The sequence below is a fragment of the Nocardia sp. NPDC059764 genome (genome assembly GCF_042732555.1).
Lineage (GTDB): Bacteria > Actinomycetota > Actinomycetes > Mycobacteriales > Mycobacteriaceae > Nocardia.
Map to the genome: position 1 here is coordinate 1 of NZ_JBHWHH010000060.1, position 24,220 is coordinate 24,220.

Genomic DNA, 24,220 nt, shown 5'->3' on the forward strand with positions numbered 1-24,220 from the left:
ACCCCTGATCGAACGAAAGACCTCGGGATCGCGTCCGGCGATCCCGAGGTCTTTGTCGTCGCTGTCCGGTGATCAGCGGCCGGTGCGCAGGCGGTACTCGATCGCGTAGCCGAGCTTGCCGGGCTTGGCGTCGGAGTACGGCTTGGAGATCTTGCCGAACTCACCCTTGTCCTCGGCGCTGCCGCCGTTCCACGCCGGGAGCACATCCAGCTGCGCGGCGGTCTTGCCCTCGGCCACCACGGTGTTCGGGCCGAGCGCGACCTGCGCCTGGGTGACGGTCTTCAGCGCGGCCAGGTAGGCGGCGAAATCGTTGCGGTTCCAGTCGCCGCCGACCTTGTTGTCGCGCATCCACGCGCCCCAGTAGAACTCCTCGAAGGGCAGGCTGCCTTCGTGGAAGCCGATGTCGCGGGCGAAGTACATCATGCTGCGGTACTTGTCGTCGGCGAAGTTGGCCAGGCCCACCGACTTCGGGAGCTGGTGCTCCTTGATGGCGTTGCCGTTGACATCCTTCAGCCAGGTCCACCGGTTCTGCTTCATGGCGTCCCAGAACTTGCCGTCGGGCAGGGTGCTCAAGTTGCCGAGCACGCGCAGCCGCACATGGGTGTCCGCGCCGCCGTCCGGGGTCTCGAAGAAGGAGGTCAGGGTGTGGTGGCCGTCGGTGAGGTACAGCCGGCCCTGGGGGCCGATCACCACGGTCTTCATCGGCGCGATGGAGTCGGCGGTCTCGGAGCCGACGGCGATCTTGCAGGTGAACGAGGACGAATCCTTCAGCTGCGCACCGGGGTTCACGGTGGCGGCGCTGCCCTGGCCGTTGGCCTCGCACCAGTCGTCGAACTTCTTGTTCACCGCGTCCTTGCCGAGCGTGTAGCGGCCCAGCTTGTAGAACACCTCGTCGTAGCCCAGCGACGGCTGGGTGGGCAGGACGTCGCCGATGCGGACGTCGACCAGGTCATCGGTATTCGCGCACAGGTACTGCGTGCCCGGGGTGGACCGCTGGTCGTGGTCGCACAAGGAGGGCCGTTCGCCCGGTTCGCCGGGGGCGGCGACGGCGACGGCGCTCGTCAACGCCATCAGCGCGCCCGCGAAGGCGGCGACCCAGCGGCCTCGCGCGACGGTGGTCTTCGTCATCGAATCCTCGAATCATGCGGTGATACAAACCGCATTACGGTGACCAGCGCCGATGACCGGTCCGCCATGCCCCGACGGCCAGGTGCTGTTGTCTGGGCCAACAATCGGTGAACGGGCGCGCCCCGTGCCGAACGGGCCCGCGGTGCGATAACAGTGATCCTGGTCACTCGTGGCCGCTACCCTGTTGTCACCTCTGGTTGTTCGCGCCGCGTTCCGAGGGCCTGTGGCTGCGCGAAGTGCCGTGGAGAGAAAGGCGTCTCGAAAATGAGTAGCACACCGACCGTGGCACCTCCGGCCGCGGAATTCCCTGCGCCGACGCTGGTCACCGGGCTCTGGCAGCGCAAACTGCCGCACTATCCGGAAACGCCCGCGCGCTTCTGGTACCTGTTCGTCGTTGTGATCACCTCGGTCTCCCTCTACTACCAGCAGATCGTGGCGGGTTCGGTGGGCAATCAGCTCATCGCCTACTTCCATCTGACCTTCCGATACTTCGTCGGCATCTTCATCGTGGGAGCGGCGTTCGGCGCGGTGGCCTCGGTGGTGACCGGCCTGCTGGACCGGTGGGGGCGCGCCAATATCGTCGCCTACGGCATGGTGATCTGTTCGCTGCTGACGCTTCTCGTGGTGCCGGCGTGCACCACGAAAGTCGAGTACCTGATCACCTACAGCCTGGTCAGCATTGTGGAGGGGGCGGTGTTGGTCGCGACTCCCGCGCTGGTGCGCGACTTCTCGCCACAGCTGGACCGGGCCTCGGCCATGGGATTCTGGACGCTTGGTCCGGTGCTGGGCGCACTCGTCACCACCGAGGTGGCCAACCACACCCTCGACGCCCATCCCGACTGGCAGTACGCCTACCGGTTGTGCGGTGCGATCAGCGTGGTGATCGCGCTGCTGGCGCTGGTGGCGCTGCGTGAGCTCAGTCCCGCACTGCGCGACCAGATCATGGTGTCGCTGCGCGACCGCGCGCTCATCGAGGCGCGGGCGCGCGGACTGGACGTGGGTCGGCTGGAACGGCATCAATGGCGGCAGATGCTGCATGTCGAGGTCGTGGGATCGGCCTTCGCGATCTCGGTGTTCCTGTCGTTCTTCTACACCATCATCTCGTTCCTCGCGGTGTACATGGCGACCAACTTCGGATTCAGCTCGGCGCAAGCCAATGGGCTCGGCAACTGGTACTGGATCGCCAGCGCTATCACCCTGGTGGTCACCGGCATCGTGTCCGACCGGCTGAAGGTGCGAAAGCCGTTCATGATCTTCGGTGCGCTCATCAGCATCGCGGGTGTCTACACCTTCATTGGTTACACCGACAAATCCGGCACCGACTACTACACGTTCGCGGCGGTGCTGACCCTGATCGCCATGGGCAGCGGCATCGTCTACGCCACGTGGATGGCCAGTTTCACCGAGACCGTGGAGAAGCGCAATCCCGCGGCGACGGCGGTGGGACTGGCGGTGTGGGGCGGATTGCTGCGCACGGTCGTCACCCTGGTGCTGTTCGGCCTGCTGGTGGTGGTGACGGCGGCGGGCACGCTGGTGAACTACGGTCCACGGCTGCAAACGATTTCGACCAAGTACCGCGACGAGATCGCGACCATTCAAAAAGTCGGCGAGGATACGCTGACGGCGCTGGGCAAGAATCCGAATGATCAATCAGCGCAGGTCGACGCCCTGGTGAAGCTCACCGGAGCGCCAGCCGCGGATGTGCGAACCGCGCTCACCGTGAACGCCAAATATCCCGATGAGCTGGCCACTCTGCAATCGATCGACTCGAACGTGCTGGTGAAGCTGATGGTGAACCCCGGCGATCAGCAGACCGCCGCGATCGCGGTCGGGCAGGTCGCGCAGAAGTTCAATATCCCGCCCGACCAGGCCGCCGCGCGGATCGAGGCCGCCCGGCAGGTGCCGCTCGACCAGCTGGCCGTGGTCTCGCAAGTCGGTCCGCAGCTCGCGACCGCCGGCGCGCAACTGAAGGCGGTGAGCGCGATACCGGCCGACGATCTGGCGTACCTGTCCGCGCACGGCAAGGAAGTGCAGCAGGCCCGCGCGGACTCGGCGACGCAGTGGAAGCGCTGGTGGTGGATCTGCCTGATCGCGCAGGTGGTGTTCCTGCCATTCGTGTTCCTCATGTCCGGGCACTGGAGCCCGAGGAAGGCCGCCGAGGAAGCCGCCGCGCACGACGCGGCCGTCCAGCGCGAGCTGGCGACACTGCCGCAGTGAAGTCGGCAGGGGAGCGATGCGGAGTCTCGCACCGCTCCCCCGGCCGCCGCGCTCGCCGACCTCCCGGTGTGAGAATTACCGCCGGTCCCGGATCACAGCGGCGCGGGTTCGGTCGAGGCAATGCGATCGACCAGCGTCGCCAAGGTTTTCGTGGAGGTGCTGTTGGCGATCTCGGTCAGCCCGCTGGCCGTCAGCGTCTGATCCATCACCTTGCGGGTCAGCAGGCCGCGGCGGGTGGGGAAGACGAGCACGCGGCGGCGATCGGTTTCGTCGACCTTGCGGAGCACCAGGTTGTCGGCGATCATGGCGTCGATCAGGCGGGTCAGGGTGGCGGCGTTGAGCAGGGTGGCATCGACGAGTTGCGACATGGACAGGCCCTCCGCGCCGGCCACCGCGGTGAGGACATGCCAGCGCGCGGCCGAGGATTCACCCAGGCAGGTCGCGATCGCCCGGTCCAGTTCCTGTGATGCCCGTCGGACGAGCCGGGCGAGATCGTCCAGAGCGGCGAGGGCGGTGCTGTCGTCCACACCCAGCACTCTACAGTGTCACCTGAAATGTTTTCACCTGCAAGTACTGGAGGTGGTTCGCTCAGCGCCGGTTGATTTCCGAAAGCGGCGGCAGGCGAACCGATTACGGTCCCGCCCGCCGCCGGTGCCGGTCAGTCGACGGCTCTCGCGGGGATCAAATTCAATTCGACCGCGCCGACCGTGTCGTCGTATGCCGGTTTCTGGCATTGCTCGGCACAGTTCTTGGTCAGGGTGCAGCTCAGTGAGGACACCGGCCCGCCGTGGAAGGGGCAGTCGTGCACCATGTCGGGGAGTTCGTAGCGCTTGCCGTCCACCACGTCCAGAAGTGTCTGTCCGGCCCACAACGGTTCCTTCTCGATCTCCTCGCGCAGTGGATTCGGCCGGGCCAGATAGTATTTGCCGCCGGTGACCAGGGCGATGATCGGGGTCAGCGCCATGGCCACGGCCAGGGCCAGGTAGGGCGACCAGGCTTGCAACAGCTCGCCGAACCCGCCGAAGTAGGCCACGATCGACAGACCCGACCCGGCGAGCATGGACACGAATCCGACCGGGTTGATCGGACGCAGGTAGGCCCGCTTGAACTCGATGTAGGGCGGACTGATCTTCAGAATCCCTTTGTTGATCACCAGGTCCGCCACGATCGCGCCCACCCAGGCGATGGCCACGTTCGAATAGAACCCGAGAATGGTGTTGAGCACGGTGAACATATTGCCGAGCATGAGCGCCAGCGCGATCGCGATGTGCAGGGCCAGCCACACCACGCGCCCCGGGTGCAGGTGCAGTACCCGGCTGAAGAAGTTCGACCACGACAGCGAGCCCGAATAGGCGTTGGTGACATTGATTTTGATCTGCGACAGCAGCACCATCACGGTCGCGATGGTCAAGGCCACGGCGTGATTGTGGATGAGTGCGCCGTACCCGCCGAGGAACTGCTCGATCGGTTCGGTCGCCCGCGCGAAGCCGACCTGCCCGGCCACATAGAACGCCAGGAACGCGCCGCACAGCTGCTTGGCCGCGCCCAGGATCACCCAGCCCGGGCCCGCCGCCAGCACCGCCGACCACCAACGGCACGCGGAGGTCTCCGACTTCTCGGGCATGAATCGCAGGTAGTCGACCTGTTCACCGATCTGCGCGATCAGCGACAGAGCCACGCCCGCACCGGCTCCCACTCCGATCGCGGTCACCCGGGCGGTGCCGCCGTCGCCGGCCCAGGACACGAAGCCGTCGAACCCGGACGGGTCGCCGACGGCGATGGTCACCAGCGGCGCGGCGAACAGGATCAGCCACAGCGGCTGGGTCCACACCTGGAACTTCGCCAGCGCCGACATGCCGTACAGCACGAGCGGGATGATGATCAGCGACCCGATCACATAGCCCAGCGGTAGCGGTATGTGGAAGGCGAGCTTCATGGCCTGCGCCATGATCGAGCCCTCCAGTGCGAAGAAGATGAAGCAGAAGCTGGCGTAGATGAGGCTGGTCAGGGTCGAGCCGAAGTATCCGAAACCGGCTCCGCGCGTGAGCAGGTCCATGTCCAGGTTGTATTTGGCGGCGTAGTAGGCGATCGGGATGCCGGTCAGGAAGATGGTCGCCGCCGCGACCAGGATGGCGACGATCGCGCTGGCCGAGCCGTGGGTCACCGCGATGGACGCGCCGATCGAATAGTCGGCGAGGTAGGCGATGCCGCCGAGGGCGGTGATCGAGCACGCCATCGGACTCCAGCGGCGGAAGGACTTGGGCGCGTAGCGCAGTGAGTAGTCCTCGATATCGTCGCGCGCGGCCCAGGTCTGGAACCGCTGCCATCGGGTTGTGCTCATGTGTCGTTCTCCTCGGTGTCGAGGCTCCTTGAGGCCTCGGGTACGCAACGAGAACAGACCATATGTCGAATAGTTTCATTTGAAGATAGCGCAGATGAAACTTAACACTGCGGATACCGACGGGATTTCCCGTAACTGCCAGTTAACCCAGTGGTTTCGCCACCGCGATCCGACGCGCTCCGTATCGTGGTCAACTGAAATAGCTACATATGAAAACAAAATCCGGCGTGGTCGCCGGAGAGAACGGAGCGCCCGCGTGCCCAGTTACGAGTTCGCCTGCCGCGACTGCGGCGCCTTCGACCGTGTCCACTCCATGGCCGACGTGCCGGCCGAGTCGCCCTGCCCGCACTGCGGCCGGCCGGCGCGGCGGCGGATCGGCGGCGGTGTGCTGCTGCACGGCTCGACACCGGCCATGCGATTGCTCGACGCCACCGCGGCCACCGCGTCGCGACCGCCGGTGGTGTCGGCCCCGCCCGGCGGCGGCCGCACCCCGGTCAGCCGAAACCCCCTGCACCGCAAGCTTCCCCGTCCCTGACACCGAGGAGTCCACCCATGCCCGAACTGCTGTACCCGCTCGATTCCACCAAGAAGTTCACCGACCAGAAGTTCGTCGGCCACAACCGCTGGCATCCCGACATTCCGCCCGTCGTCACCGTCACCCCCGGCACGGAGTTCCGGGTGCATGTACGCGAATGGTTCGACGGCGCGATCCGCAACGACGACTCCGCCGACGACGTCCGCGACGCCCCACTGACCACCGTGCACTGCCTGTCGGGCCCGTTCGCGATCGAGGGCGCGGAACCGGGCGACTTGCTCATCGTCGACATCCTCGATATCGGCCCGATCCCGCAGGAGGACGCGGGCCCGCTGGCCGGGCAGGGCTGGGGCTACACCGGCATCTTCCCGACCGACAACGGTGGCGGCTTCCTCACCGAGCACTTCCCGGACGCGTACAAGGCCATCTGGGATTTCAGCGGCCACACCACCACCTCGCGGCACATTCCGCGCGTGAAGTTCACCGGCATCATGCATCCCGGGCTGATGGGTACCGCGCCCTCCGCGGGGCTGCTGTCCACCTGGAATACCCGCGAGGCCGCCCTCATCGCCACCGACCCCGAACGCGTGCCCCCGCTGGCCCTGCCGCCCGAACCGCGCGACGCCGTCCTGGGCGCCCTGTTCGGAGCCGAATACGACCGTGTCGCAGGGGAAGCCGCCCGCACCGCCCCGCCCCGCGAGAACGGCGGCAACCAGGACATCAAGAACCTCACCCGCGGCAGCCGCGTCTTCTATCCCGTCTTCGTGCCCGGCGCGAACCTCTCGGTGGGGGACCTGCACTTCTCCCAGGGCGACGGCGAGATCACCTTCTGCGGCGCGATCGAAATGGGCGGGTTCATCGACCTGCGCGTGGACGTCATCAAGAACGGGATGCAGCTGTACGGCGTCACCGAGAACGCGGTGTTCCTGCCCGGCAACGAAGGACCGGTCTACTCCGAATTCCTCGCCTTCTCCGGCACTTCGGTAACCCTCGACGGCGAACAGCGGTACCTGGACTCGCAATTGGCGTTCGAACGGGCCTGCCTGCACGCGATCGACTACCTGACGAACTTCGGGTACTCGCGGGAGCAGGCGTACCTGCTGCTCGGTGCCGCTCCCGTGGAAGGCCGATTCTCCGGCGTGGTCGACATCCCCAACTCGTGCGCCACCGTCTACATCCCGACCGCGATCTTCGACTTCCCGATCACTCCCAGCGCCGCCGGGCCCACCCGCATCGACCCCGGTATCGGAGCCCCCCGCTCCACCCGCTGATCGTCCAGAGGGTGGAGCTGCCGCAGTGCGGGTTCAGCCGGGGAGCAGCGTGGTGTCGCGCACCGCTCCCCGGTCCGCCGAGGTGGCCAGCAGCGCATTCCACCACACCCACCCGCAGTTCCTGCGGCTCATGTACTGGGAGGGCTTGCAGCCGCAGGCCGGCGAGCTGCCCGCGGAGTCGGCCCGAGCCTCGCACTACGCCGACAAGGTCGCCGCGCTGGCGTCCGCGCAACGGGCCGGGACGCTGCCCGACGATGTCGCGCCCGGCTATCTGCTCTACGCGGTCGCTGCGCTGGCGGCCTGGTGGTTCGCCGCGCCGCAGGTGGTCCGGATGATCCTGGGCGCGGACACCGACAATCCCGAAACCCTGCGGGCCGCGCTGGTCCGCCGCCTCGAGGTCCGGGACTAGCGCAGCATCAGATCACGCAGCTCGCGCACGATGTCGTCGGGCGCTTCCTCGGCCATGAAATGGCCGCAGCCGACGGTGGCGTGACGCAGGTCCGGTGCCCAGGCCCGCCACAGGGCGTCGGGTTCGAAGCCGAGGAAGGAACCCCAGTCCTGCTGCAGCACGGTCACCGGCATGCGCAGGGTGCGGCCCGCCTCGCGGTCGGCCCGGTCGTGTGCGAGATCGATATTCGCCGAGGCGCGATAGTCGGCCACGATCGACGGGACGGCCGCGCGGCACGCGGCGAGGTAGGCCGCGCGGATCTCGCCGGGAATGGCGTCCGGGCGCTGGGTCCAGCTGTCGAGGAAGTGCCCGAAGAAGGCGTCCGGGCTCGCGCCGATGAGCTGTTCGGGCAGTCCGGCCGGTTGGGCCATCAGGTAGAGATGGAAACCGATGGCGCCGGTCACGCCATGCAGGACATCCCACATGTCGAGGGTCGGCAGCACGTCCAGCGACGCCAGGTGGGTGACGTGCCCGGGATGGTCGAGCGCGGTGCGGATGGCGACCAGCGCGCCCCGGTCGTGTCCGGCCAGCGCGAAGGTCTCGTGCCCGAAAGTCTGTGCCAGAGCGACGATGTCATTGCCCATGGCGCGTTTCGAGTACGTGTCGCCGTCGCGGTCGACCGGCTTGTCGCTGTCGCCGTAGCCCCGCAGATCCGGACAGATGACGGTGTGGTCGGCGGCCAGGTCCGCGGCCACGTGCCGCCACATGAGATGGGTCTGCGGGAAGCCGTGCAGCAGCACGATCGGGCTGCCGGATCCGGCCACCGCCGCATGCAGCGTGACACCGTCGGCGACGGTGACGCGCTGGTAGTCGAATCCGGGGATGCGCGGGCTCATGATGATCCTCTCCAGGTGGTGCTCGGTACCGGCCGAGCATGTCGCGACCCGCTCAGCAACCGGTCAGTGTCGGCTCAGTGCCGGGTTCGCCGGACCCGGCGATAGAGTCGGCGGACGTGGTGACCTTCGGAGTTCTCGGACCGCTCCGGGCGGAGAACGCGCGCGGACCGCTGGCCCTCAAGGGCCCGCGGCACCGAGCCCTGCTGGCTCGGCTGCTGATCGCGCACGGCCGCGTGGTCCCGGTCTCGCAACTCGTCGGCGATCTCTGGGAGCGGCCGCCCCGCGACCCGACGGGCACCATCCAGACCTTCGTCTCCGACCTGCGCCGTGCTCTCGAACCGGAGCGCGCGCCCCGCGCGCCCGCCCGCCTGCTGATCACCTCGGCCCCCGGGTACGCGCTGCGCACCAGCGACGGCCAGGTGGACGCCGATCGCTTCGCCGCCCTGACTCGCGCCGCCGCCGCGAACGCACCCGCCGACCCCGCCGCGACACTCTCGGATCTCGAGGCGGCCCTGGGTCTCTGGCGGGGTCCGGCATACGCCGAACTCGCGGACCGGTCCTGGGCGCGCGCGGAGATTGTCCGGCTCGGCGAAGCGCGTTCCCACGCAATCGAACTCCGCGCCCGGGCACTGAGCGACCTCGGCCGCCAGACCGAGGCGGTGCTCGCCCTCGAAGCGCACCTGCACGAGCATCCACTGCGCGAACCGGCCTGGCACACCGTGGCATTGGCGCACTACCGGTCCGGTCGCCAGGCCGACGCACTCGCCGCACTGCGCGATATTCGCCGCACACTGCGCGACGAACTCGGCGTGGATCCGGGCCCGGCCCTGCGCCGCCTCGAAGCCGACATCCTCGCCCAGGCGCCGCATCTCGATGCCCAGGCATCGCGGCTCCGCGCTGGGGCAACGCAGATCGGCGCTCCGGAAATCCAGATCGACATCGCATCCGCGCGAACCGGCACTGCGGCAGCGTTTCTCGATGACAGCGTGTCGGTCGAACAGGGCCGGGTCGCCGCCGAGTCCGGGGGACCGACGGCGGGTGGATCGCATGTCGATCCCGACGCGGCCCGCGTCGCCCACGCGGCATCCGTGGGAACGGCCGACGATGGATCGGTGCAAAGCGGCGCGGCCCCGGCGAGACACGGCGCGGGGAGTGTGTTCGTGGGGCGGGCGGACGAACGGCGGCGGATCGCGGAGACGGCGGCACGGGTGGCGGAGACCGGCCGTGCGGAGCTGGTGTTGGTCTCGGGGATCGAGGGCGCTGGGAAAACCGCTCTCGCCGACACGGTTTCGGCGATGCTGGCCGAGCGGGGATGGATCGTCGCGTGGGGATCGAGTCCCGCGGATCGCGGCGTGCCGGCGGACTGGCCGTGGACCCGGATCGTGGCCCGGCTCGCCGGGGCCGGGTATGGGGCTGTGGTGTCGACGACGGGCACGGTGTCGAGTTCGGGCACGGTGTCGAATACCGGCACCGTGTCGAATACCTGGACTGTGGCCGAGGTCGGCGGTGTGAACTTCGGGAACGCGGACCCGGCGGTCGAACGCTTCCGGGCCCGGCGCGCGGCCGTCGACCAGCTGGGGGCGGTCGCCCGGAACGCGCCGGTGCTGCTCGTCTTCGACGACCTGCACTGGGCGGGGGAGGAGACCCTGGAACTGCTCACGGCGTTGGCGACTACACCGGTCGCGGGTCCCGTGCTGCTGGTCGCCACCTATCGCGGCACCGATGTGGAGCCGGGGCTGGCGGCCGCGCTGGCGCGCCTGGCCCGCGCCGAACCGGTGCGCATTCAACTGGGCGGACTGGATCAGGACGCGGTCGCGGAGTTGGTCCGCGAGGTCGCGGGACCCGGTATCGACGCCGGGGCGTTGCGGCGGATCGATGCTCGCGGACAAGGAAATCCGTTCTACCTCCGGGAACTGGCGCGGCTGTGGCGCGACGATGGCGCGACCGTTCTGGCCGCGGTCCCCGCCGGAGTCCGGGATGTGGTGCGGCACCGGGTACAGCGACTGGCGGAGCCGCACCGGGCGGTGCTCGAGCAAGCCGCGGTCGCCGGGCCCGAGCTCGACTTCGAGGTGCTGACGGCGCTGACCGGTGACGAGCAGCTCACCGATGCGGCTGTCACCGCGGCCCTGCGTGCGGGCTTCCTCGACGAATCCGAGACGGCGGGAACATCTTTCGCGCACGCCCTGGTACGGGAGGTCGTCTATGGCGATATCCCCGGACCCCGCCGCTCGGCATGGCACGCCAGGATCGCGACGCTGCTCGAAGCGACCGGCACGGCCGATCCCGCCGTCCTGGCACATCATTTCGGCCGCGCGGCGACCCGCGCGACCGCCGCCCGCGCCGGACAGTACGCGCGGCGCGCCGCCTCCGCCGCCGAGCGGGTGTTCGCCCCGCACGAGGCGGCCCGGCTCTGGGCGGACGCGGTGACCGGGTACCGGCGCGCCGGGGATGTGCGGGCCGGACTCGAGGCGACCATGGGCCTGGTGCGCGCGCTGGCGGTGATCGGCCGGCTTCCGGAGGCGGGCAGCCTACGGGCCGAGGCGATTCGATCTGCGGCCGAACTCGGTGATCCCGAACTGACCGCGCGGGTGATCGTCGCCTTCGACGTCCCGACCGTCTGGACCGAGCCCGACGACCCGGAGCTCACTCGCACCGTGGTCGCCGCCGCCGAACGAGTCTTGCGCGAGATGCCCACCGCCGACCCGGAACTGCGCTGCCGGCTGTTCAGCACCATCGCCCTCGAACTACGCGCCACCGACCCGGCCCGGGGCCGCGCCGCCGCGGAGTCCGCCGAAGCACTCGCGGCCCACCTGAACAATCCCACGCTGCGCGCCCTGACCCTGAACGCCCGCTTCCTGAACACCTTCCACCGCGCGGGCCTCGCTCCCGAACGCGCCGCCCTCGGCGCGGAACTGATCGCCGTGTCCCAGGCCGCGGGTCTGGTCACCTTCGAAGTCCTGGGCCACCTCGTGCGCATCCAGGCCCTCAGCGCCACCGCCGATTTCGACGCCGCCGACCAGCACGCCGAGGCCGCGGACGCCCTCGCCGACCGCTACGAACTCCCGCTGGTGCCCTTCTTCACCCGCTGGTACGCGGCCCTGCGCACCTCGATCACCGCACCCCTGCAGGAGGCCGAAGCCGCCTACCGCTCGGCCAGCGCCGCCCACCCCGGCACCGCCATGCCGGGCGTCCAGCACGGCCTGCTCCCCCTGGCCCTGCTCTGTCAGCGCCTGCGCCACGGCGAACCGATCGCCCGCGAGAATCTCGCCGACCTCGGCCCACACGCCCCCTGGGTCCGCCCCCTGATCCTGCTCGACCAGGGCGACTCGGCGGCCGCCCGCGCCGCCCTCCTGTCCTTACCCGCCCCACCCCACGACCTCATGCTCGAACTACGCCTGTGCCTGCTCGCCCGAGCCGCTGTCGCCCTCGGCGAGCAACCCCTGATGGCGCGCCTGCGCGCCCAATTGGCCCCGGCCGCAGCCGAATTGGCGGGAGCCGGCACCGGCCTGCTCACCCTCGGACCGGTATCGCACTACCTGGCCCTACTCGACCGGCACCTCACCTGATGCCGGAGGAGCCCGGGTGACATGCCCAGACTCCCCAGATTCGACACTCTCGGTCAGGCCAAATCGAACTTCCCGGCCTGCACCGCCGAGTCGAAGGCATCCCATGCCTCCGGCGCGAACGCCAGCACCGGACTCGCCTCACCCAGCTTCGAATCCCTGACCGCAACCCTGCCGCCGCTCAGGTGAGCCGCTTCCACGCAGTCCCCGCCCGAACTGCTGCTGTAGGTGCTCTTGAACCAGCGTGCTCCGGACAGGTCGATATTCACGCCTCGTGGTCGAATCCCTCGTTCAGCTCATCGGCATATGCACGCCACCGGCCACCGCCGGACTTCTGGGCCGTCCTGACTTCCAGAGCCAGGCCGAGTAACACCGCTCGCTCCCCGTCCGATGCGCCGTAGCCGTCCGCCAAGGCATTGATATACAGGTCCGAAACCTTGACACTCCACAAGGACTGTGGCGAAAGCTGCGACACCCATCGGTACTACGAAGACCTGGTGCCCAAGCTGGAGCAGGCGGCGCGGGAATCCGAACTCCGCCGCCCCGAGGCCACCGCGTGGAACATCTGGAGCCGACCCGAGATCCACGACGGGGAACCTCGTTCGAGCCGCGAATTCCCCGCGTAGAGAGCTTCTCCGTTCCGGTGCGGATCCATGGCTCCGGATGTAGTGCAAGAGAAGGCCCCTTGATCCGAACTGCCGCAGATCAGGGGGCTTTCGCAATCCAGTTCACAATCTGCCCGGGGCTGGAGGATTCAGCGACGCCCCGCTGGGCTGGTCACCCGGGCTGAATCCCGTGCCCGGATGAGCCGCCGGTTCGTGATCAGTTCTGCGTTCCCGGAGTTACGGGCTGCGCGTCGGCTGCGGGCTGGTTGGCGGCGGCGCGCTGGGCCTTGATCTCGGTCTGCCACTTCTCGAAATCGGCTCGCATGGAGTGGATCTGGTGTTCGAGGGCTTCGCGGGTGTCGGTCCACCACTGCTGGGCGGACTCGCGCAGGTCTGCGGCGGTCTTTTCGAATTCGTGGGCCTCGCGTTGCGCGGTGGCGTGGAGTTCTTCGCGGCGTGCCTGCATGGTGGCCTGGCCCTTCTCCCGTGCGGCGGCGGACGATTCCTCGAAACGCTTCACCTGGGCGGCGAGTTCGGTCAGCGATTCCGACAACGGCTTCATGATGTGGTCCTCTCGAAAATCGGTATCCGCGTGCGGATTCGGCCCTCGGCCACTACCAAGACTGGTCCGTGTGCGCGATCGGCTACAGGGCAGAACGTCCTCGGAAAGCTGCCACTGGGCACCTGCGGCGCGGGTCGTCGGACTCAGTGCGGGGCGAGGGTGTCGGCGAGGGCGGTGAGGATCGGGGCGCAGCCGGTGTCGAGGGTGAGGGCGGCGAGGTCGTGGGCGTGGGTGCGGCCGCGGTTGAGGATGATGACCGGGCGGCCGGACTTGGCGGTGCGGCGGGCGAAGCGCAGGCCGGACATGACGGTGAGGCTGGAGCCGACGACCAGCAGGACGTCGGCGGCGTCGACCAGGTCGAACGCTGCCGCGACGCGGGGCTTGGGGACGGATTCGCCGAAGTAGACGATGTCGGGTTTGAGGAGGCCGCCGCAGGTCTGGCAGTCGACCATGCGGAAGGAGGCGGTGTCGGCGATGACCGCGTCGGCGTCGGGTGCGACTTCGAGACCGTCGAGGGCTACCGAGTCGGCGAAGCCGGGATTGGCGGCCTCCAGACGGTCGGCCAGGGTCATGCGCGAGGTCAGCGCCTGACAGGACAGGCAGCGGACGCGGGCGTAGACGCCGTGCAGGTCGATCACCCGGCGATGCCCGGCCTTGGTGTGCAGCAGATCCACGTTCTGGGTGAGCAGCCCGGTCACGATGCCCGCGCGCTCCAGCCGGGCCAGCGCGTGATGCGAGGGGTTCGGCCGGGCCGCGTCCATGCGCCGCCAGCCGATGTGGTTGCGGGCCCAATACCGTTGGCGGAACATCGGATCGCCCACGAACTGCTGATAGGTCATCGGGGTTCGCGGCGGCGCGCCGGCGCTGCGGTAGTCGGGGATGCCGCTGTCGGTGGAGATGCCCGCGCCGGTCAGCACCGCGACCCGTCGGCCGGAGACCAGCTCCAGCAGTCGCTCGAACCGCTGCGGGGAACCGGAATCGGGCATGTGGCCAGCCTACGACCCGTCCGCGCTGTGCCGCCCGTCACGTCGTGTCACAGCCGCGGGCCCCGCGTCGTCATCAAGGCAGGACGCCACCACAGCGGCGGCGCGAGACGAAGGAGATGGTCACCATGGCGAAAACGGTTCTGGTCACCGGCGGCACGGGCACCCTGGGCAGCCTGGTCACTCCGCTGCTGCGGCAGGCCGGACTGGATGTGCGGGTGCTCAGCCGCAGCGCGCACGAGGCGAAGGACGGCATCGAGTTCGTCGCCGGCGACCTGGAGACCGGGGCGGGCATCGCGGAGGCGGTCGCGGGCGTGGACACCGTGCTGCACCTGGCGGGCACCACCAAGGGCGACGGCGACAAGACCCGCGTCCTGGTCGACGCCATCAATGCCGCGGGGGCGTTCCCGCACCTGGTCTACATCTCGGTGGTCGGCGCGGAGCGGGTCCCGGTGGAGAGCGCCATCGACCGGCAGGTGATGGGCTACATGGCCTCGAAGCGCGACGCCGAACTGGTGGTGGAGAACTCGGGCCTGCCGTGGACCACGCTGCGCGCCACCCAGTTCCACGACCTGCTCTTCACCATGGTGTCGGCCATGGGCAGGATGCCGGTGGTGCCCGCGTTCGATTTCCGCTTCCAGCCCATCGAAACCGGTGAAGTGGCAGCGCGATTGGTGGAACTGGTGCAGGGCGAGCCCGCCGGACTGGTCGAGGAGATCGGCGGCCCCCGCATCTACACCATGAAGGAACTCGAGCGCAGCTATCTGGCGGCGACCGGCCGTCGCCGCCCGGTGTTCACGGTGAAGGCCCCCGGCAAGGCGGCCCGGGTGTACGCGACGGGCGCGAACCTGACCCCCGAGCACGCCGTGGGGCAGCGTACCTGGGAGGACTTCCTGGCCGCCAAGCTGGCCGCCGCGTGATGGACGCGAAATCCGGTGTCAGCGCGGTCCGTTGGTGTTGAGATACACCACCGGACCGTCGCCGAACCGGCCGTGCGCGTTCATGTCCAGCAGCGCGGCCATGGCCTTGGCGGTGTAGACCGGCTCCAGGGTCATGTGCTCCCGATCGGCCGAGAGCGCCTGTGCGGTAGCGGCTTCCGGCATCGGGTAGCCGTAGCCCGGGCCCAGATACTCGGTGACGATATCCAGATTGCCCGCGGGGGAGATGTTCTCGGGGATCCGCGCGCCGCGTGAGCGCAGCAGCTTCGCGCATCGCACGGCCAGCCCGGTCAGCGTCGGCTCGTCCAGCCGCAGGGTGTCGTTGACGACCACGCCCACCACGTGGGTCTGTAGCCCCGCCAGCCGCAATCCCAGCGACAGCCCCGCCGCCGTCCCTCCCGAGCCGACCGGGATCACGATGTGGCTCGGTTCCGGCAGTTCCCCGGCCTGGACCTGTTCGGCCAATTCCAGTGCCGCCTCGACGTATCCGATCGCACCCACCGCCGACGACCCGCCCGCCGGCAGGAAGTACGGCGGCCGGAATCCGGTGAAATGCCGCGCCAGCAGATACGGCGCACTCAGGATCGTCCGGGCCTTGGAATGGGTGAAGTGCAGCTCCGCGCCCGAGTCCCGCAGTCGCTTCAGCTGGGCGCGCACATGGTCGTCCTCGGGCTGATCGATCAGTGCCAGAACGGTTTTCAGCCCGTGCTCGCGGCCGTAGAGTGCGGTGGCCAGCCCCCAGTTGGTGCCCAGCCCGCCCACGGTGACGATGGTGGTGCGGCGCTGCCGCAGCGCGTCGGGCAGCAGCCATTCCAGCTTGCGCACCTTGTTGCCGCCCCAGCCGCCGTCGCCGAACACGCTGTCGTCCTTGAGCCAGATCTCCGCGCCGCCCTTGCAGGCGGTGTCGAGGGCGTCGAGTCGTCGCACCGGTGTGGGGCTCGTGCCCAGTGCCAGGTGGGGCAGAGTCGCCTCGAGTTCGGGATGGAGGCGGTACAGGTGCGGCATCACCACTCCAACCTATCGATTGTCCAGTTACTCGACGAGTGTGGCGGGTAGCACAGGGACGGAGCATCCCTGCTGCTAACTTCTGAAAAGCTATTAGATACGGCAAGGAGAATTCATGCCTGGTGTAACCGATCGCGTCATCATTGTCACCGGAGCCGGTGGCGGTCTGGGGCGCGAGTACGCGCTGCTGCTCGCCCGCGAGGGTGCTCAGGTCGTGGTCAACGACCTCGGCGGCGCGCGCGACGGCTCGGGATCCGGGCACAATATGGCCGACGCCGTGGTCGAGGAGATCCGTGCGGCCGGCGGCACCGCGGTCGCCAACTACGACAGCGTCGCCACCGAAGAGGGCGCGAAGGCGCTGGTGCAGACCGCGATCGACAGCTTCGGCGCGGTGCACGGCATCGTGAACAACGCGGGCATCCTGCGCGACATGAGCTTCGTGAAGATGACCCCCGAGGCCTTCGAAGCCGTGCAGCGCGTGCACCTGTTCGGCTCGTTCTACGTCACCCACGCCGCCTGGCCGCACTTCCGTGAGCAGGGCTTCGGCCGGGTCGTCATGGCCACCTCCACCTCGGGCCTGTACGGCAACTTCGGTCAGGCCAACTACGGCGCCGCCAAGATGGGCCTGGTGGGCATGATGAACACCCTCGCCATCGAGGGCCGCAAGTACGACATCACCGTCAATGCCGTGGCGCCCATGGCCGCCACCCGCATGACCGCCGATATCGCCTCGGAGGCCATGCTCGAGAAGCTGCCGCCCGCGCAGGTCGCCCCGATCGTGGCGCACCTGATGGGCGAGGACTGCACCGACTCCGGCATGGTGCTGGTGGTCGGCGGCGGCTCGGTGCAACGCGCCCAGTTGTTCGCGAACAAGCCCGTGTTCTTCAGTGAGGTCCCGAGCGTGGATCAGGTGCGGGAGAATTGGAGTCGTATTACTGATATGTCCGACGCTCAGCCCGGGGTGAACCCAGCGGGCTGAGCCTGCTCTGAGGAGCCTCGCAATGAGCGAGAACGCGTGGGACGCACTGGTTGTCGGAGCCGGAGCGGGCGGGCTGTGCGCGGCCGCCCGGCTCTCGCACCGGGGCTATCGGACCCTGGTGGCCGAACGTCTCGACCGAGTCGGCGGGCGGGCTTCCACCGCCGAGCTCGACGGATTCACCATCAACACCGGCGCTGTGGTCATCGAACTCGGCGGCATCACCGAACAGACCTTCGAGGAGGTCGGGGCGAAATTCGAAGTGCGCCCGGCGGATCCGCCGATCCTCTACCGGATCAACGGCCGTGACGTGGACATCGCCACCGGCGGCTGGGGACTGCTCATCTCCCAGCTGACCCGCCACGGCGCCCAGCTGCTCGGCGGGTCCGCCCGCGCGGAGGGGGAGTTGCCGGACCGGGAGCTGTCCACCGCCGACTGGGTGCGCCGCTACACCAAAAACGATGCGGTGCAAGGAATCTTCCGCAATATGTGCGGTTCCATCTTCGCTGTCGGCTCCGAGGAGCTGCCCGCACGGGTGTTCCTCACCTACTTCGCGCGGAAGGCGGCGTTCAAGAAGTTCGGCTTCTGCCCCGAGGGCACCATCGGTATCTGGAAGGCCCTCGCCGAGGTGGTGGAGCGCAATGGGGGAGAGGTCCGGCTCGGCAGTGAGGTGCGGCGACTGCATGTCGAGGGGGACCGGATCACCGGGGCGCGGATCAGCCATGACGGCGAAATCTCGGACATCACCTGCGCTTTCGCGGTCAGTGACATCGGGCCGTCGGCCACCATGGATCTGGTCGGCCCGGAGCACTTCCCGTCGGACTACGTGGGCAGCGTGCTTCAGCGCGACCTGCCCTGCGCCATGATCTCGGTCAACTTCGCCAGCCGCGAACCGCTGATCGACGCGCCCGGGCTGCTCAGCTTCGCCCGCACCCGGCGGCTGTGCTACGTCGCCAACTTCACCGCGACCTGCCCGGAGATGGCGCCCGAGGGCTGGCATCTCTACGTCGGCGCCGGCGTGCCCAAACCCTCGGTCGGCACCTTCGACGCCGAGGCCGAGACCGCGCTCGTGCTCCAGGATCTGCGCGAGGAGATCCCGGGCTTCGAGCGGGCCCGCATCCTGTCCATCGCCGTCACCCGCGACGACTGGCCACCCCAGCGGGCCGTCGCCGGATACGACCTACCCCACGACACCCCGATCGCCAATCTCTGGAATGTCGGCGACGCGGTCAAGGAGTACGCCAACGGCGGCATCACCGCCTGTATGGAGACGGCGAAGATCGTCGTCGACGAGATAGCAGACAGCGGGATCGGTCGGTCCGGGACCTGACGACTGATTTCGCGCCGACAGGGGTAACTCGTGGGGTACCCCGAGATCGGTTCGGCACCCGGTCGGCGGCCCGCATGCGCGACGGGTAGCGGCTCTCAGTCCGGCGCTGAAGTCTCGGGGAGGCGGGACCGCATGCCGGGCAGCCGATCCACCATGGCCACAACGTAATCCGCGACGATGCCGATGAGTACCGGTCGCTCGACCTTCAGGCCGCCGTCGAGCCACACCAGGATCAGCTCGGCCGCGCCGCCGGTGATGAGCTGTGCGAGGGCGGTCAGTGCGGTGTCGTCGCCTTCGGGGATGTCGAGCAGGACGCGGGTCTGCTCGATGAGCAGCTCGGCCACCCGCCGCATGCCCTCGAAGCGGCGGCGCATGAGCAGTTCGGACCCGTAGGCCTGGGCGAAGGCGATATTGGCGCGGCGCGGGTCGTCGGTGACGCCGATGATCAGCGCCGCCACCCCGGCGCGCAGTTTGGCCTCCGGGTCGCCGGGGGTGTCGGTCATGGCGGTGCGGGCCTGTTCCAGGGCCTCGCCCTGCACCTCGTCGAGCAGGGCGGTGGCCAGCGCGTCCAGATCGGTGAACGATTCGTAGAAAAAACGCGGCCCCACCTTCGCCTGTTCGCACACCCCGCGCACCGTGAGTGCGGCCAGCCCCTGCGTGCCGACGATGTCGAGGGCCGCGTCCAGCAGCCGCCGCCGGCGCTGTTCACGCCGCTCGTCGGTGGTGGTGCCGCGATAGGTCCCATTGGCTGCTCGCGTCACCCTGTCAGCTTGGCACAGAAATCGGGAAACGACCGTTTACGGAAACTAACGTTTCCGCTACCGTGGAGGCATGGCTGTACGAAAAGCCGTAGTGAATCATCGAATTCAATGCCGAGCCGCCGGGGTGCTGCAGCGGTACCCCGCCGTGCCGCGACCGCTGGCCGCGCCGCCGTCCGGTAGCGGTCTGAAACCGGTGATGGGCGATTACGGCCCGCCGGGTATCGGCCATCTGCTCAGCACCCTCGCCGATCCGTTGAACTTCAGCCGGGACCGTATGCGCCGGTACGGCCCGGTGCAGTGGATGGGCGTGTTCGGGCGGCAGGTGGTCGGCGTCGTCAGCCCGGCCGCCACCGAGGAGGTCCTGCTCGACCGCAGGCATGCGCTGTCCGCGCAACGCGGCTATGAATTCGTGATCGGCCCGTTCTTCCGCGGCGGAATCCTGTTGCGTGACTTCGAGGATCACGCCTACCACCGCCGCATTCTGCAGCAGGCCTTCACGCGCCCGCGGCTGATCGGCTACCTCGGGCTCACCACCCCGCGCGTCGTGCGCGGCGTCGACTCGTGGCGGCCCGCACCGGATTTCCGGCTGTACGACCACGTCAAGCGGCTGCTGCTGGAACAGGCGACCGTGGTCTTCGCCGGGGCGGAACTCGGCCCCGAGGGAACGCGGCTCTCCCGCGCCTTCGAGGACGCCGTGCACGGTGGCCAGGCCATCATTCGCGCGAACATGCCGGGCGGGGTGTGGAGCCGGGGACTGCGCGGGCGCAAGCTGCTCGAGGACTACTTCCGGCGTGAGCTACCCGCCAAGCGGGCCGGCGCCGGTGAGGACCTGTTCAGCGTGCTCTGTCATGCCGAGACCGAGGACGGCGAATCCTTCTCCGACGTCGACATCGTCGACCACATGATCTTCGTGATGATGGCCGCCCACGACACCAGCACCCTGGCCATCTCGATGCTGGCCTACGAGTTGGGGCGGAACCCGCGGTGGCAGGAACGGCTACGCAAGGAATCGCAGGCGCTGGGCAAGCCCACGCTCGACTACGCCGACCTGGACCGGTTGCCCGCGCTGGAGATGGCCTTCCGCGAGACCCTGCGCATGTACGCCCCGGTCGGGCAGATGGTGCGAGAAGCTCTGGAGGACACCGAGATCGCGGGGTATTTCATTCCCAAGGGCGCGCTGATCATGGTCGGCCCGTACTCCATGATGCGCAATGCGGAGTATTGGCACGATCCGGACGTCTTCGATCCCGAACGCTTCGATCCCGGACGCGCGGAGGACAAGTCGCACCGGTTCGCCTGGCCGCCTTTCGGCGGCGGCGCGCACAAGTGCATCGGCAAATATTTCGGCAGCATGACGGTCAAGGCGACCATGCACCGCATGCTGCTGAACTACCAGTGGAGTGTGCCGGACGGCTACGAGGTGCCCCTCGTACCCAGTACCGGCCCCACTCCCGCGGACGGACTGCCGATCCGCCTCAGCCGCCTGTGAACGCTCACCGCACGTCGCGCGGGATCCCGAGTTCGATATCCAGATAACGCAATTCCGGATCCCGGCGGCGACCGTTGCGGAAGGCCCGGAACACCAGATCCTGCGGATGCCCGACGGTGAACACCTCGGTGAAGGTCTTCACCGTCCGCCGCGGCGCGCCGCACAAGCTCGGATTGAATCCGGCCTTGGCCAGCGGCCCCTCCCAGATGAGCGCCGCCCCGCCGGGCACGCTGTGCGGGGCGAAGCTCCAGCCCAGCTCGCGCATGCGCCGGTCGAACTCGCTCGCGCCGAGTCCGGCCACGTCCCAGCCGCTGGCCTCGTTGAAAAGCTGCCTGCCGTGCAGGAATTGGACGAAGCACGGGTCCGGGCCGGGGTGCGGGGTGCTGAGGTTGATGACGCCGTCCCAGGGCAGGGTGGTCAGCGCCCAGGCCAGCCGCGCCTCGAAATCGTCCCAGTCCGTGCACACCACGGGCTTGCCGCGTTCGCTGGGCCGGTCGGCGGGCAGACCGTAGCTGCCGGTGCCGGGCGCGTCCATACTCCAGGTGGAGAAGCGCAACCGGCCGCCGTCCATCCCGAGCCCGTCGCGCAGCACGGTGACCACGGATTCGGCGACGCCGCGGCGGTGGTCGACCGATTCCCCGCGCTGCCAGCCGGTGCTCCACTCCCGCGCCAGGCGGGGCTGCTGGTGCACGCGCTGCATGGCCCGCCACTGCGGATCCGGTGCGGTGGCATCGGATTCGGACGGCAGCGGGACCGGATCCCAGGTGCCGTCGGACTGTTCGCCGATCACGCGGAGCAACCGGTCGGCCTCGTCGGCGTTCTCCGGGACCGCGACCAGAACCTCGATCTCGGTGCCCTGTTGCGCGAAATGCGCTCGGCGGCCGGTGAGTTCGTCACGGACCTGAATGAAACGGGGATTCCAACCGAGTCCCGATTCGTCCGCGTCCTCGTCCTCCTCGAGAAAAAACGGCATCCACTGAATCAGCACATCCCATCCCTGCGAACCCACCTTGCCTCCCTCCGGGGTTCTCGCCAACCTACCCGCCGGTCCCCGTCCGTGCCCGCCGGTGGGTACCGGTCAGGCTCGGGCTGTGGTAGAACCTGTTCTAGTTTTTCACCTGAAGGGCAACGAATGAACTGGTACACCGGCAATACCGTCTACGACACCGTGCTGACGATCGCCTTCGGTTTCGCTGCCTTCGTCCTGATCGGGGGCCTGTTCCAGCAGAGCCCGTACGGTCGGTTCGCCACCGCCAAGCTCGGACTGAACCTGAACCCGAAACTCGGCTGGTGGTTGATGGAAATTCCGGCCACCGTGGTCTTCGCGGTCGCGTACCTGAGCGGGCCGCACCGTTTCGAGCCGACTTCCCTGGTGCTGGCGGCCATCTGGATTCTCCACTACGCCAACCGCGGCTGGTTCTTCCCCCTTTCCATTCGCCAAGTGCCCGGCAAGACCAGCAGTTTCAACATCTCGGTGCTCGGCATGGGCATGTTCGTCACCGCCATGCACGGCTACCTCAACGGCGCGCTGTTCAGCCACGACTACCTGGGGCAGTACGGCACCGACTGGCTGACCGACCCGCGATTCATCATCGGATCGATCATCTACCTCAGCGGTTTCGCGCTGCTCACCAGTTCCGAGTGGATCGTGCGGAATCTTCGCGATAAGAACAATCCGGGCGCAACGGAATACAAGATTCCGTTCGGTCTGGGCTTCCGATTCGTCACCAGCCCCACGTATCTCGGCGAGCTCATCGCCTGGGCCGGGTTCGCCATCCTCACCTGGGCGCTGCCGGGCGTGGTCATCTTCCTGATCACCTTCGGCAACCTGGTGCCCCGCGCCTTCGCCACCCACACCTGGTACCGCGAGAAGTTCTCCGACTATCCGGCCGAGCGAAAGGCCCTGGTGCCGTTCGTGATCTAGCGGCCGTGCGGCGCGGTCTCACCGACCGTGCCGCAGTGCCTTGTCGCGGTACATGGCGGTGTCCACGGCGTGCATGAGCTCGTCGATGGCGGTGGAGTCGGTGTCCACCAGCGCGGTCCCGATGCTCGCGCCCACCCGCACCGACAGTCCCGCCACATCGAAGGGGTCGCGCAGCGCGGCCAGCAGGTCCTCGGACACCGAGTCCAATTCCTCCGGGCCCGAGCAGCTTTCGACCAGCACGATGAACTCGTCGCCGCCCAGCCGGGCCGCCACCCCGTGCGGCGGCACGGCCTGGCGCAGCCGCTGGGCCACCTCGCGGAGCACCTGATCGCCGGCGGTGTGGCCGCGGCGGTCGTTGACCTCCTTGAAGCCGTCCAGGTCCAGGTAGCAGACGCCCACCTGGCCGGTGGCGGCCGCGAGCCGGTCGAAGAACAGCAGCCGGTTCGGCAGACCGGTCAGCGAGTCGTGATGGGCGTCGTACCAGAGCCGGTCGGCCAGTTCCTTGCGGTCGGTGACGTCCACGGTGACCCCGACCAGGAAGCGCGGCTTGCCCTCGCTGTCGCGGACCACCGTCATGGACAGGTCGATGATGGTGTGCGAACCGTCGGGTTTGGTGTGTTCGGTCTCGAAGCGGAAGCGGTCGATCTCGCCGGACAGTAAACGCTGGAAGAGACCGAACGCCTCGCCGATATTGATCGGGCCCAGTATGTCGCCCACCGGACGGCCCGGCATCTGCCCGGCCGGGACGCCCAGGGTCTCGGCCATGGCGTTGTTGACGTCGACCACCTGCCCGGTGGTGATGTCGACCGTGCCGATGCCCACCGACGCGCCCTCGAAGATGGCCTGGAAGCGGGCCTCGGACAGCTGCCTGCGGGCGTCGGCCTCGCGTGCGGCGGTCAGCGCCGCGGTCAGGGTCTTCTCCTGTTCCGACAACGCCACACTGCGCAGTCCGGCGGTGAACTCGGCCGCGAACTGGGCGGCCAGCTCGATCGCGCGATCGCGCACCGGCCAGTAGTCCTCGCAGCCGGGGTCCGGGCAGGCGTCGGTGACCAGGTCCTTGCACAGCACCAGGACCGACCGGTGCACGGTCAATGGATCCCGGTAGTTGGCGCCTACCAGGGCGCGGGCGGCGTCCCGGGCCACCGACATGTCCTCGGTGCCGCGCACCGCCGCGATCAGCCGGTCGCCGAACCCGTCGAGCAACTGCTCGACCTGCGACCGGGTGATCGTCGGCGCCACCGCGCCCTCGAGAGCGTCGGCCCATCGGACCGCCAGCTCGTGTGCTCCCACCGCCTACCCCCTGCCCCT

At 68.5% G+C, this 24,220-nt stretch carries 22 protein-coding genes; 11 read left to right on the forward strand and 11 right to left on the reverse strand.

Annotated elements, in window-relative coordinates:
* Window positions 1-72 precede the first annotated feature (72 nt).
* The gene (locus ACFV4K_RS15755) at window positions 73-1,128 is read right to left on the reverse strand and encodes a ParB/Srx family N-terminal domain-containing protein (RefSeq protein ID WP_379275413.1); all 1,056 of its coding nucleotides are present in this window, start codon (window positions 1,126-1,128) and stop codon (window positions 73-75) included.
* 264 nt (window positions 1,129-1,392) lie between these two features.
* Here ACFV4K_RS15755 and ACFV4K_RS15760 point away from each other — a divergent pair, with 264 nt between their 5' ends.
* On the forward strand, window positions 1,393-3,345 hold the full coding sequence (locus ACFV4K_RS15760) for an MFS transporter (RefSeq protein ID WP_379275414.1): 1,953 nt from the start codon (window positions 1,393-1,395) through the stop codon (window positions 3,343-3,345).
* Window positions 3,346-3,437: 92 nt separating this feature from the next.
* On the opposite strand, the gene ACFV4K_RS15765 is transcribed toward ACFV4K_RS15760, so the two are convergent.
* Both ACFV4K_RS15765 and ACFV4K_RS15770 read right to left on the reverse strand, forming a co-directional pair.
* Window positions 3,438-3,872 carry a MarR family winged helix-turn-helix transcriptional regulator gene (locus ACFV4K_RS15765; RefSeq protein ID WP_379275416.1) on the reverse strand — a complete coding sequence of 145 codons (435 nt, stop codon included), beginning with the start codon at window positions 3,870-3,872 and terminating at the stop codon, window positions 3,438-3,440.
* Window positions 3,873-4,003: 131 nt separating this feature from the next.
* Window positions 4,004-5,686, reverse strand: a complete 1,683-nt coding sequence (locus ACFV4K_RS15770; protein WP_379275418.1) for a purine-cytosine permease family protein — start codon at window positions 5,684-5,686, stop codon at window positions 4,004-4,006.
* A gap of 256 nt (window positions 5,687-5,942) precedes the next feature.
* Here ACFV4K_RS15770 and ACFV4K_RS15775 point away from each other — a divergent pair, with 256 nt between their 5' ends.
* Genes ACFV4K_RS15775 through ACFV4K_RS15785 form a run of 3 tightly spaced genes read left to right on the forward strand, consistent with a single transcriptional unit; the run spans window position 5,943 to window position 7,901 of the window.
* Complete coding sequence (locus tag ACFV4K_RS15775) at window positions 5,943-6,221, forward strand: FmdB family zinc ribbon protein (RefSeq protein ID WP_379275419.1); 279 nt, start codon at window positions 5,943-5,945, stop codon at window positions 6,219-6,221.
* Between the two features lie 17 nt (window positions 6,222-6,238).
* Window positions 6,239-7,492 (forward strand): formamidase, encoded by a 1,254-nt coding sequence (gene fmdA / locus ACFV4K_RS15780; RefSeq protein ID WP_379275420.1) that lies wholly within the window; start codon window positions 6,239-6,241, stop codon window positions 7,490-7,492.
* 25 nt (window positions 7,493-7,517) lie between these two features.
* A complete protein-coding gene (locus tag ACFV4K_RS15785) occupies window positions 7,518-7,901 on the forward strand; it encodes a hypothetical protein (protein WP_379275421.1) in 384 nt (127 codons plus the stop codon).
* Here the strand turns inward: ACFV4K_RS15785 and ACFV4K_RS15790 are convergent.
* Window positions 7,898-8,776, reverse strand: coding sequence for an alpha/beta fold hydrolase (locus ACFV4K_RS15790; protein ID WP_379275423.1), 879 nt, complete (start codon window positions 8,774-8,776; stop codon window positions 7,898-7,900). The two genes, ACFV4K_RS15785 and ACFV4K_RS15790, sit on opposite strands and share 4 nt — an antisense overlap.
* Window positions 8,777-8,892: 116 nt before the next feature.
* Between ACFV4K_RS15790 and ACFV4K_RS15795 the strand changes: the two genes are divergently transcribed.
* On the forward strand, window positions 8,893-12,342 hold the full coding sequence (locus ACFV4K_RS15795; RefSeq protein ID WP_379275425.1) for a BTAD domain-containing putative transcriptional regulator: 3,450 nt from the start codon (window positions 8,893-8,895) through the stop codon (window positions 12,340-12,342).
* Between the two features lie 53 nt (window positions 12,343-12,395).
* Here ACFV4K_RS15795 and ACFV4K_RS15800 read toward each other — a convergent pair whose 3' ends face one another.
* On the reverse strand, window positions 12,396-12,608 hold the full coding sequence (locus tag ACFV4K_RS15800) for a DUF397 domain-containing protein (protein WP_379275427.1): 213 nt from the start codon (window positions 12,606-12,608) through the stop codon (window positions 12,396-12,398).
* Between the two features lie 168 nt (window positions 12,609-12,776).
* Here ACFV4K_RS15800 and ACFV4K_RS15805 point away from each other — a divergent pair, with 168 nt between their 5' ends.
* Complete coding sequence (locus ACFV4K_RS15805) at window positions 12,777-12,965, forward strand: hypothetical protein (protein ID WP_379275428.1); 189 nt, start codon at window positions 12,777-12,779, stop codon at window positions 12,963-12,965.
* Between the two features lie 196 nt (window positions 12,966-13,161).
* On the opposite strand, the gene ACFV4K_RS15810 is transcribed toward ACFV4K_RS15805, so the two are convergent.
* Together ACFV4K_RS15810 and ACFV4K_RS15815 are read right to left on the reverse strand one after the other, a co-directional pair.
* Complete coding sequence (locus ACFV4K_RS15810) at window positions 13,162-13,506, reverse strand: hypothetical protein (RefSeq protein WP_379275430.1); 345 nt, start codon at window positions 13,504-13,506, stop codon at window positions 13,162-13,164.
* A 143-nt stretch (window positions 13,507-13,649) separates the two neighbouring features.
* Window positions 13,650-14,492 (reverse strand): NAD-dependent protein deacetylase, encoded by an 843-nt coding sequence (locus ACFV4K_RS15815; protein ID WP_379275431.1) that lies wholly within the window; start codon window positions 14,490-14,492, stop codon window positions 13,650-13,652.
* Window positions 14,493-14,617: 125 nt separating this feature from the next.
* Between ACFV4K_RS15815 and ACFV4K_RS15820 the strand changes: the two genes are divergently transcribed.
* A complete protein-coding gene (locus tag ACFV4K_RS15820; RefSeq protein WP_379275433.1) occupies window positions 14,618-15,409 on the forward strand; it encodes an SDR family oxidoreductase in 792 nt (263 codons plus the stop codon).
* An 18-nt stretch (window positions 15,410-15,427) separates the two neighbouring features.
* Here the strand turns inward: ACFV4K_RS15820 and ACFV4K_RS15825 are convergent, their stop codons facing one another.
* Window positions 15,428-16,432: a 1-aminocyclopropane-1-carboxylate deaminase/D-cysteine desulfhydrase gene (locus tag ACFV4K_RS15825; protein WP_379275435.1), complete on the reverse strand. Its 1,005-nt coding sequence runs from the start codon at window positions 16,430-16,432 to the stop codon at window positions 15,428-15,430.
* A gap of 115 nt (window positions 16,433-16,547) precedes the next feature.
* On the opposite strand from ACFV4K_RS15825, the gene ACFV4K_RS15830 reads away from it, so the two are divergent.
* Window positions 16,548-17,411 carry an SDR family oxidoreductase gene (locus ACFV4K_RS15830; RefSeq protein ID WP_357084579.1) on the forward strand — a complete coding sequence of 288 codons (864 nt, stop codon included), beginning with the start codon at window positions 16,548-16,550 and terminating at the stop codon, window positions 17,409-17,411.
* A gap of 22 nt (window positions 17,412-17,433) precedes the next feature.
* Window positions 17,434-18,738 carry a phytoene desaturase family protein gene (locus ACFV4K_RS15835; protein WP_379275437.1) on the forward strand — a complete coding sequence of 435 codons (1,305 nt, stop codon included), beginning with the start codon at window positions 17,434-17,436 and terminating at the stop codon, window positions 18,736-18,738.
* Window positions 18,739-18,833: 95 nt separating this feature from the next.
* On the opposite strand, the gene ACFV4K_RS15840 is transcribed toward ACFV4K_RS15835, so the two are convergent.
* A complete protein-coding gene (locus tag ACFV4K_RS15840) occupies window positions 18,834-19,499 on the reverse strand; it encodes a TetR/AcrR family transcriptional regulator (RefSeq protein WP_379275439.1) in 666 nt (221 codons plus the stop codon).
* Between the two features lie 70 nt (window positions 19,500-19,569).
* Between ACFV4K_RS15840 and ACFV4K_RS15845 the strand changes: the two genes are divergently transcribed.
* Window positions 19,570-20,988: a cytochrome P450 gene (locus tag ACFV4K_RS15845; RefSeq protein ID WP_379275441.1), complete on the forward strand. Its 1,419-nt coding sequence runs from the start codon at window positions 19,570-19,572 to the stop codon at window positions 20,986-20,988.
* A gap of 4 nt (window positions 20,989-20,992) precedes the next feature.
* On the opposite strand, the gene ACFV4K_RS15850 is transcribed toward ACFV4K_RS15845, so the two are convergent.
* On the reverse strand, window positions 20,993-21,997 hold the full coding sequence (locus ACFV4K_RS15850) for a hypothetical protein (protein WP_379275443.1): 1,005 nt from the start codon (window positions 21,995-21,997) through the stop codon (window positions 20,993-20,995).
* A 123-nt stretch (window positions 21,998-22,120) separates the two neighbouring features.
* Between ACFV4K_RS15850 and ACFV4K_RS15855 the strand changes: the two genes are divergently transcribed.
* Window positions 22,121-22,912: a 3-oxo-5-alpha-steroid 4-dehydrogenase gene (locus ACFV4K_RS15855; RefSeq protein WP_379275445.1), complete on the forward strand. Its 792-nt coding sequence runs from the start codon at window positions 22,121-22,123 to the stop codon at window positions 22,910-22,912.
* Window positions 22,913-22,930: 18 nt separating this feature from the next.
* Here ACFV4K_RS15855 and ACFV4K_RS15860 read toward each other — a convergent pair whose 3' ends face one another.
* Window positions 22,931-24,202 carry a diguanylate cyclase domain-containing protein gene (locus ACFV4K_RS15860; protein WP_379275447.1) on the reverse strand — a complete coding sequence of 424 codons (1,272 nt, stop codon included), beginning with the start codon at window positions 24,200-24,202 and terminating at the stop codon, window positions 22,931-22,933.
* Window positions 24,203-24,220 lie beyond the last annotated feature (18 nt).